This window comes from Microbacterium sp. K41 (genome assembly GCF_004794395.1).
Lineage (GTDB): Bacteria > Actinomycetota > Actinomycetes > Actinomycetales > Microbacteriaceae > Microbacterium > Microbacterium sufflavum.
Genome location: NZ_SSDO01000214.1, coordinates 1 through 8659, shown reverse-complemented (window position 1 = coordinate 8659; position 8659 = coordinate 1). Strand labels below are relative to the sequence as shown.

The window sequence follows — 8659 nt, the reverse complement described above, 5'->3', positions numbered from 1 at the left end:
GACCGCGGCGACGTGCCGGCGTGTACCACCGGGATGCGCCCCTGCGGCGGCCGTGCGACGTTGAGCGGTCCCGTCACGCGCACGTGCGCGCCCTCCAGGTTCGCGGCGCGCAGCCGGTCGGCGTCGATCAGCACCCCGCGTTCGGCGTCGGCGATCCAGGCGTCGGCGTCCCACGAGTCCCAGAGCCGGCGCAGCGCCGTGACGAACTCCTCGGCCCGGTCGTAGCGGGTCTCGTTGTCGGCGTGCGCCTCGCGTCCGTGGTTGCCCGCCGCGCGCGGCTCGGCCCCGGTGACCAGGTTCACCCCGGCGCGTCCGCCCGAGAGCACGTCGAGCGACGCCAGCGCCCGCGCGGTCGTGTATGGATCCGCGTAGGTCGTGTTGACGGTCGCGATGAGCCCGATGCGCGAGGTGAGGCCGGCGAGGAACAGCACGGCGCTGACCGGGTCGATGCGCGCGAGCAGGTACGGGTCGCGGAACTCCAGGTCGGGGCCCGTCGCGAGCCAGTCGCCGAAGAACAGGTAGTCGAGCCCGGCCTCCTCGCCCGCCGCGGCGATGCGCCGCAGGACATCGGCGTCGCGTGCGGGGTCGCGGTGTGCTCCGGGGTGACGCCAGCCGGACGGGTAGGCACCGAGCGTGCGCACCATGGCGCCGATCACGAGGGGTTCGGTCATGCCGTCACGCTAGGAGCGCGGGACGGCGGCGACCATGGCGCGGAAGCCGGGGGTCACGCGACGTCACACGGCGACATGTCCACCCCACCCTCTACGCTGAGAGGATGACTGGTCTTCGTTGGGGAATCCTCGCGACCGGCGGCATCGCCGGCGCCTTCGCTTCCGACCTGCGCACGGCGGGCCTCGACCTGGTCGCGGTCGGCTCGCGCTCGCAGGAGTCCGCCGACGCGTTCGCCGCGCGGTTCGACATCCCGCACGCGCACGCCTCGTACGAGGCGCTCGTGGCGGATCCCGACGTCGACATCATCTACGTCTCCACACCCCATCCGATGCACCACGAGAACGCCCGGCTCGCCCTGGAGCACGGCAAGCACGTGCTGGTCGAGAAGGCGTTCACGCTGAACCAGACCGAGGCCGCCGACCTGCAGGCGCTCGCCGCCGAGCGCGGCCTGCTGGTCACCGAGGCCATGTGGACCAGGTATCTGCCGCACATGGTGCGCATCCGCGAGCTGATCGCCGAGGGGGCGCTGGGCGAGATCCGCACCGTGAGCGCCGACCACACGCAGCTCCTGCCGACCGACCCGGCGCACCGCCTGAACGCGCTGGAGCTGGGCGGCGGCGCGCTGCTCGACCTCGGCATCTACCCGATCTCGTTCATCTGGGACATCCTGGGTGCCCCCACCAGCATCCGCGCGGTGGGCCGCCTGGTCGAGACGGGCGCCGACTCCGAGGTCGCCACGGTCATGACGCACGAGGGCGGCGCAGTGTCGACCAGCCTGTCGTCCTCGCGCGGCGCGGGCCCCAACGCGGCGAGCATCGTGGGCACCGCCGCCCGCATCGACATCGATCGCGTCTGGTACGCGCCCACCACGTTCCGTCTGGTGCTGCCCGACGGCACGGTCGCGGAGGAGTACGTGACCGACATCACCGGGCGCGGGATGCAGTTCGAGGCGATCGCGGCGGAGCGTCTCGTGGCCGAGGGGAACCTCGCCGGCGACATCCTCCCGATCGCCGAGAGCGTCGCGATCATGGGGGCGCTCGACGAGATCCGCGCCCAGATCGGCGTCCGCTACCCCGGCGAGGAGGACCACCGTGGCTGAGACCCCCGACGCCCGTGTCGCGGTCTACCTCGACTTCGACAACATCGTCATCTCCTGGTACGACCGCGTCCACGGCCGCAACTCGTACGGCAAGGACCGCCAGCGCATCACCGAGAACCCCAACGACCCCGAGGTCGCCGAGCGGTTGAACAGGGCGATGATCGAGGTCGGCGCCATCATCGACTACGCCGCCTCGTTCGGTACCCTCGTGCTCACCAGGGCCTACGCCGACTGGTCGTCGCCCGTGAACGCCGAGTACCGCTCGCAACTCGTGGCCCGTGCGGTCGACCTGGTGCAGCTGTTCCCGGCCGCCGCGTACGCCAAGAACGGCGCCGACATCCGGCTCGCGGTCGACGCGGTGGAGGACATGTTCCGCCTGCCCGACCTCACCCACGTGGTGATCGTGGCGGGCGACAGCGACTACGTGCCGCTCGCGCAGCGCTGCAAGCGCCTCGGCCGCTACGTGATCGGGGTCGGCGTGGCCGGCTCCACCGCGAAGTCGCTCGCCGCCGCGTGCGACGAGTTCGAGTCGTACGACTCGCTGCCCGGTGTCGCCCGCCCGGCGAAGAGCGTGAACCGCACGCCCGCGGAGGCCCCGGCGGAACTCGCGGCCCCACCGGCGGACACCGCGACCAAGCCGAAGGCGGCACCCAAGACGCGCGCGAAGGCCAAGGCCGCGAAGACCGAGGAGCCCAAGGTCGAGGAGAAGATCGACGACCAGGGCGAGGCCACGCGTCTGCTGGAGCGGGCGCTGCGCCTCGGGCACGACAAGGCCGATGCCGACGAGTGGCTGCACAGCTCAGCGGTCAAGACGCACATGCGCCGCATGGACCCGTCCTTCAGCGAGAAGGCGCTCGGCTACCGGTCGTTCTCCGACTTCCTGAAGTCGCGCGACGACATCGCCGAGCTCGAGGAGACGGGGCACGAGCGCCTCGTCCGCCTGCGCGAGCCCTGATCCCCCCGCCTGCGCGAGCCCTGATCCACCCGCCGGCGCGGGGCCTGGCCCACCCGCGGAGACCGGCCCGTCCCGGCCCTCACTGGTTGCTGAAGGCGGCGTCGAACGCGGCCTCGGGCGGCGGCCACAGCAGCGACCGCACGAAGCCGAGCGCTTCGGGGGCACCGTGGAGCCGGTCCATGCCGGCGTCCTCCCACTCGATCGAGATCGGGCCGTCGTAGCCGATCGCGTCGAGTGCCCGGAAGGCGTCCTCCCACGGCACGTCACCGTGACCGGTCGACACGAAGTCCCAGCCGCGCCGCGGGTCGCCCCACGGCAGGTGCGACCCGAGCACGCCCGCCCGGCCGTTGCGCGGACGCATCCGGGTGTCCTTGCAGTCCACGTGGTAGATGCGGTCGGCGAAGTCGACGATGAACCCGACCGGGTCGATGTTCTGCCACATCATGTGCGAGGGGTCCCAGTTGAACCCGAACGCCTCGCGGTGGTCGATCGCGTCGAGCGCACGCACGCTCGACCAGTAGTCGTAGGCGATCTCGCCCGGGTGCACCTCATGCGCGAACCGCACGCCCTCGCCGTCGAACACGTCAAGGATCGGGTTCCAGCGGTCGGCGAAGTCCTGGAACCCCTGCTCGATCACGGCGGCGGGCACGGGCGGGAACATCGCCACGTAGGGCCAGATCGACGAGCCGGTGAAGCCCACGACCGTGTCGACCCCGAGCTTGCGGGCGACCCGGGCGGCGCGCGTCATGTCCTCGGCCGCTCGCTGCCGCACCCCTTCGGCCTCGCCGTCGCCCCACACGTACGGGCGCAGGATGCCCTGATGGCGAAAGTCGATCGGGGCGTCGCACACGGCCTGGCCCGCCAGGTGGTTCGAGATCGCGAAGAGCCGCAGGCCGTGTCGGTCGAGGATCTCGCGGCGCGAGGCGAGGTAGGCGTCGTCCTCGTCGGCGCGGCGCAGGTCGAGGTGGTCCCCCGATGCCGCGACCTCCAGCCCGTCGTAGCCCCACTCGGCGGCGAGCCGGGCCACCTCCTCGAACGGCAGGTCGGCCCACTGGCCGGTGAACAGGGTGACCGGACGAGTGCTCATGGATCCTCCTTGGTCGCGGGTACGGGGTACGGGGCGGGGGCGGGCGGGGTCGCGGGGTCAGGCACCCAGGGCACGCAGATGGGCGATGCTGCGCGCGGCGAGCTCGTCCTGGCTCGCGGCGAGCGGGCGCCACACCGACGCCGCGACCGCGATCGTCGCGTTCTCGCCGGTGAAGCTCTCCAGCCCGAGCACCCCGCGGTAGCCCGCGTCGTCGAGCGCCGCGAGGATGCCCGGCCAGTCGGTGTGGTCGTCGCCCACCGCCCCGCGGTCGCTGCCGCACACCTGCACGTGGGCGATCGCGGATCCCGCGGCCCTGATCGCGTCGGCCGGCCGCTTCTCCTCGATGTTGAGGTGGTACGTGTCGAGGGCGAGCCCCACGCCCGCGCCCAGCAGCGGCTCGAGCGCGTCGAGGCTCTGCGCGACCGTGTTGAGCACGCTCGTCTCATACCGGTTGAGGGGCTCGACGGCGAGGATGAGCCCGGCGGCCGCCGCCTCGTCCGCCAGGGGCGCCAGGTTCTCCCGCAGCTCGGCCACGACCGCGGTGCGCTCCCCCGCGTCCATCCGCCAGGTCGCCCCGGTGGGCGCATAGAACGGACCGGCCACGACCGGGGAACGGAGGATCGCGGCCGCGTCGAGGCAGGCGCGCAGGTAGTCCTGCGTCGCCGGCACGTCGCCCGCGCGTGCCACGAGCGACCGCCCCTGCCCCATCGCGCCGACCAGGACCGCGCCCATCCCGAGGCCGTCCAGCACGGCACGCGCCCGCACGGGGTCCCAGTCGCCGGGGTTCTCCAGCGGCAGTTCCAGGGCGTCGTAGCCCATCCGTGCGGCGGTGTGCGCGAGCGGCTCCAGCGTCTCGTCGGTGAGCGGAGACGTCCACACCCAGGTGTTGACGGCGATCGTGCGGGGCATCGTTGTCCTTCGATCAGGGAGTCGCTCCCACCCTCCCACCCCGGTGACACGGAGCGGAAGGGCGGGAGCGCAGGCGGTTACGGGATCTGCCGCTCCTGCCACACCGTCGGGTACCCGGGGAGGTTCTCCCCGCCGAACTTGGCGTAGTGGCCGTCGGGCATGCCCTCGTTCGCCGCCAGGTAGTCGTCCAGCTCCGCCTCGGTGATGGGCTTCTGCGGCAGCACCCACTCCTTCGGCACCTCCTGGCCGGCGAAGATCATCTGCGCCGCGAGCAGCGGGGTGCGCCACTGGAAGTTCGAGTACACCGGGGCGAGGCCGGTGAGGCCCGTGTCCTTCCACTTGCGCAGGAAGCTCATCTCGTCCTCACCGGTCATGACCGGGTAGTCCGCGCCGGCGTCCTCGAACGCCTCGATGGCCGCGACGGCGCCGTCACCGGCGTCCATCCAGATGCCGTCGACGTCGCCCTTGGCGAGCTCGTCGCTGATGATGCTCTTGATCTCCGCCGGGTCGGCGCCCGTGAAGTAGTCCACGGCCTCGATGCCCGCCTCGTCGAACAGCTTCTCGGCACCGGCCCAGCGGTGCTCCAGCACGTCGACGCCGGGGAGGATGCGCAGGGCCACGACCTTGTCGCCCTTCTCGAGGTTGTCGATCAGGAACTCGGCCGTGTCGATGCCCCAGGCGAAGCCGCCGATGGGGTGGATGAAGGTGACGGGGCAGTCGGTGTTCACACCGCGGTCGAACACCACCACGGGCTTCCCGGTCTCGCACGCCCGGTCGACGGCGGGCGTCATGGCCGCCGTGCTGTTCGGCGAGATGAGGAACACGTCGCAGTTCCCCTCCGAGATGAAGTAGTCGATGTCGGCGATCTGCGTGTCATCGGAGTCCTGCGCGTCGCGCGTCTCCATCTCGCTGATCGCCCCGGCCTCCTGCAGCGCCTTGAGCTGCTCGTTCATGGTGATCCAGCCCGTCTGCCGCCACGGGTTGGAGATCGAGGCGTTCGCGAAGCAGGCCTTCTTGGCCCCGGCGCTGGCGAACTCGGACGTGTCGACCATCTCGGCGTTGATGTGCTGCAGGTAGGGCTCGTCGGCGGGACCCTGGGGATCCACGCCGCGCTCCTCGTCCTGCTTGTCGAACAGCTCCTGGTCGAACCACTCGGTCGTCTCCGCCGCCTGCTCGGGGTTCTCCGACTCCGCCGGCGCCACGGACGGGTCGGTCGTGCACCCGGCGAGCGCGATGAGGCCGAAGAGGGCCACCCCGGCGGTGGCGATCTTCATCGATCGTCGCATTGCTAATCTCCTCTGGTTTCTGTGTGGATGGTGCGTGAGGTCGTGGCGGCCCCGTGGGTCACGGGCGCCGCGGGTTCGGGTTCCGCGGGCTCCGGCGCCGCGGATTGGGGGCCGCGTGCGCGGCGGGCACGGAAGGCGACGGCGGAGTAGGCCACCGCAGCGATGATGATGACGCCCTGCACGGCGTCGCGCAGCGTGGACGGCACGCCCGCGATGTTGAGGAGCATGAACAGCGCCTCGAGCGTGAACGCCCCGGCGACCGCGCCCACGATCCAGCCCCGGCCACCGCCGAGCACGACGCCGCCGAGCACGACCGCCGTGATGGCGGTGAACTCGTAGCCGCGGCCGACCGACGGGTGCACGCCCGCATAGCCGACCAGCAGCACGGCCGACAGCGTGGCCGAGAGCGAGGAGATCACGAACGCGCGCGTGGTGACCCAGGCGCGGCGGGCACCGGCGTAGTCCACGGCCCTGGCGTTGTCGCCGATGGCGATGAGGGTCTTGCCGAGCGGCCGCTTCGTGAGGACGATGCCCAGCGCGAGCCACACGATCAGCAGCAGCACCGCCCACGGGATGAAGTCCAGCAGCGGCACGTCGCGCAGGCCGCCACGTCCGATCTCGCGGAAGCTGTCGGCGGGGTTTCCGGTGGCCGCTCCCCCTGTCCACCACATCACCCCGCCGAGCAGCGCGAGCATCATGCCGAGCGTCACGATGAACGACGGCACCTTCAGCAGCGTCGTGATCAGGCCGTTCACGAGCCCGACGGCCACCGCGAAGACCACCATGAGCAGCAGCACCGGGATGGTGCGGGCGTCGTCCTGGCCCACCAGGTTGCCGGCGATGATGACCTGCGCCGTGATGAGCGAGCCCTGCGACAGGTCGAACTCGCCGGCGATGATCACGAAGTACTGCCCGATCGCGACGATGGCGATGGGTGCGACCCGCTGCAGGAACCGCATGAACTGCCCCGGCTCGGCGAAGCTCGGGTTGAGGATCGTGACCGCGACGAGCAGCACCACCAGCAGCAGGAACACCGCGCCGCGCGGGCTGACGAGGGTGCGCAGGGCCTTCATGAGCGCGTTCCTTCGGTCGTGGAGCCGGGACTGGGCGCGAGCTCCCGCGCCGCCGCCGCCATGTCGGCCTCCGCGGCTCTGGCCGCCGCATCGCCCCCGGTGCGCGTGCCCCCGGCGCCGAAGCGCGGGCGACGCCGCACGATCGCGCGACGGCTGTACACCGCGACCGCCGCGACGATGACCACGCCGCGCACCACGTCCTTCAGGAACGGGTTCACCTGCAGCACGCTCATCACGTTGTCGACCACCGCGAGGATCGCGACGCCGCCGATCGTGCCCCAGATGGAGCCGCGGCCGCCGAGGAGCAGCGTGCCGCCCAGCACGACCGCGGCGATCGAGAGCAGCGCATAGCCGCCCTGCTGCCCCACAGTCGGGCTCCCGACGCCGAGGCGGCTCGCGAGCAGCAGTCCGGCGAGCCCCGCGAACACGGAGCACAGCACGTGCGCCCAGATCAGCGGCATCCGCGTGCGCACGCCGCTGAGCCGTGCGATCTCCGGGTCGCCGCCGACGGCGTACAGGTGCGCGCCGGTGCGGGTGCGGTTCAGCAGCACCCAGACCACCACGGCGAGCACGATCATGATGATCGTCGACACCGGGACGGGCCCGACGCCGGTGGCGCCGATCAGCTGGAACGCCCAGGGGACGTTGCCCGCCGAGCCCTCGAAGTTCGTGTTGAGGATGCCCTGGAGGATCAGCCCCACGCCGAGCGTGGCGATGAAGCCATTCACCTTGAGCACCGTCACGATCACGCCGTTGAGCAGCCCGATGCCCGCGCACACCAGCAGCGTGACGGCCACGGCGACCGGGATGTTGCCGGGGTTGCCGTTCATCAGGGTGGCCGCGAGCAGGCTCGACAGGCTGATGACGTAGGTGACGGAGAGGTCGAGCGACGCCCCCAGCACCACGAGCGTCTGCCCGATCGCGACCAGTCCGAGCACGCTCATGCCGGTCAGCACGTCGCGGATGTTGCCGGGGCTGAGGAAGTTGCGGCCGACGGTCGCGACGAGGATCGCCCCGACCACGAGGGTCAGCACGAGGATGCCGAGCACGATCACGGTGGAGTCGATGCGCAGCCGGGGGCGGGTGGCGGTGGTCATCGCTGGCCTCCCTCGGTCGAGGGGCGCGCATCCGCACCGGTCGCCGCGGCGAGGATCTCGTGCTCCGCGGAGCCCGCGGGCAGCTCGGCGACCAGCTCCCCGTCGTGCATCACCAGGATGCGGTCGCTCATGCCGATCACCTCCGGCAGCTCGCTCGAGACCATCAGCACGGCCGTGCCCTGCGCCGCGAGCTGGCGCATCAGCTCGTACACCGCGTACTTCGCGCCCACGTCGATGCCGCGTGTCGGCTCGTCGAACAGCACGATCTGCGGTCCGGTGAGCAGCCACTTCGCGAGCACGACCTTCTGCTGGTTGCCGCCGGAGAGGTACCGCACCTCCTGATCGAGCCCGCGCGACGACACCTCCAGCGCGCTGAGCACGCCGGGCACCTCGCGGCGCGACGCGGCCGTGCGCCCGGCGAACACGCTGCGCACGACCAGCAGGGCGTTGTCGAGCACCGACTGGCCGAGCGCGAGGCCCT

The 8659-nt window shown here is 71.7% G+C and carries 9 protein-coding genes; 2 read left to right on the top strand and 7 right to left on the bottom strand.

Annotated features, from left to right (window positions below; genetic code table 11):
* A partial coding sequence (locus tag DW309_RS05830; protein ID WP_136044833.1) for an LLM class flavin-dependent oxidoreductase occupies window positions 1–671 on the bottom strand: 671 nt, incomplete at its 3' end.
* 104 nt (window positions 672–775) lie between these two features.
* Between DW309_RS05830 and DW309_RS05825 the strand changes: the two genes are divergently transcribed.
* Both DW309_RS05825 and DW309_RS05820 read left to right on the top strand, forming a co-directional pair.
* Entirely contained in the window at window positions 776–1771 is a 996-nt protein-coding gene (locus tag DW309_RS05825; protein WP_136031079.1) for a Gfo/Idh/MocA family protein, read from the top strand.
* Window positions 1764–2726 (top strand): NYN domain-containing protein, encoded by a 963-nt coding sequence (locus tag DW309_RS05820; protein WP_136031082.1) that lies wholly within the window; start codon window positions 1764–1766, stop codon window positions 2724–2726. Before DW309_RS05825 ends, DW309_RS05820 begins: the two co-directional genes overlap by 8 nt.
* 79 nt (window positions 2727–2805) lie before the next feature.
* On the opposite strand, the gene DW309_RS05815 is transcribed toward DW309_RS05820, so the two are convergent.
* The 6 genes from DW309_RS05815 to DW309_RS05790 all read right to left on the bottom strand — a co-directional run.
* Window positions 2806–3813 carry a sugar phosphate isomerase/epimerase family protein gene (locus tag DW309_RS05815; RefSeq protein WP_136044832.1) on the bottom strand — a complete coding sequence of 336 codons (1008 nt, stop codon included), beginning with the start codon at window positions 3811–3813 and terminating at the stop codon, window positions 2806–2808.
* Between the two features lie 57 nt (window positions 3814–3870).
* A complete protein-coding gene (locus tag DW309_RS05810) occupies window positions 3871–4722 on the bottom strand; it encodes a sugar phosphate isomerase/epimerase family protein (protein WP_136031085.1) in 852 nt (283 codons plus the stop codon).
* Between the two features lie 77 nt (window positions 4723–4799).
* Window positions 4800–5996, bottom strand: a complete 1197-nt coding sequence (locus DW309_RS05805) for a substrate-binding domain-containing protein (RefSeq protein ID WP_446724680.1) — start codon at window positions 5994–5996, stop codon at window positions 4800–4802.
* Window positions 5997–6010: 14 nt separating this feature from the next.
* Window positions 6011–7081 (bottom strand): ABC transporter permease, encoded by a 1071-nt coding sequence (locus DW309_RS05800; protein ID WP_136044830.1) that lies wholly within the window; start codon window positions 7079–7081, stop codon window positions 6011–6013.
* Window positions 7078–8178, bottom strand: coding sequence for an ABC transporter permease (locus DW309_RS05795; protein WP_136044829.1), 1101 nt, complete (start codon window positions 8176–8178; stop codon window positions 7078–7080). Before DW309_RS05795 ends, DW309_RS05800 begins: the two co-directional genes overlap by 4 nt.
* A partial coding sequence (locus DW309_RS05790; RefSeq protein WP_136044828.1) for an ATP-binding cassette domain-containing protein occupies window positions 8175–8659 on the bottom strand: 485 nt, incomplete at its 5' end. The genes DW309_RS05790 and DW309_RS05795, both read right to left, overlap by 4 nt.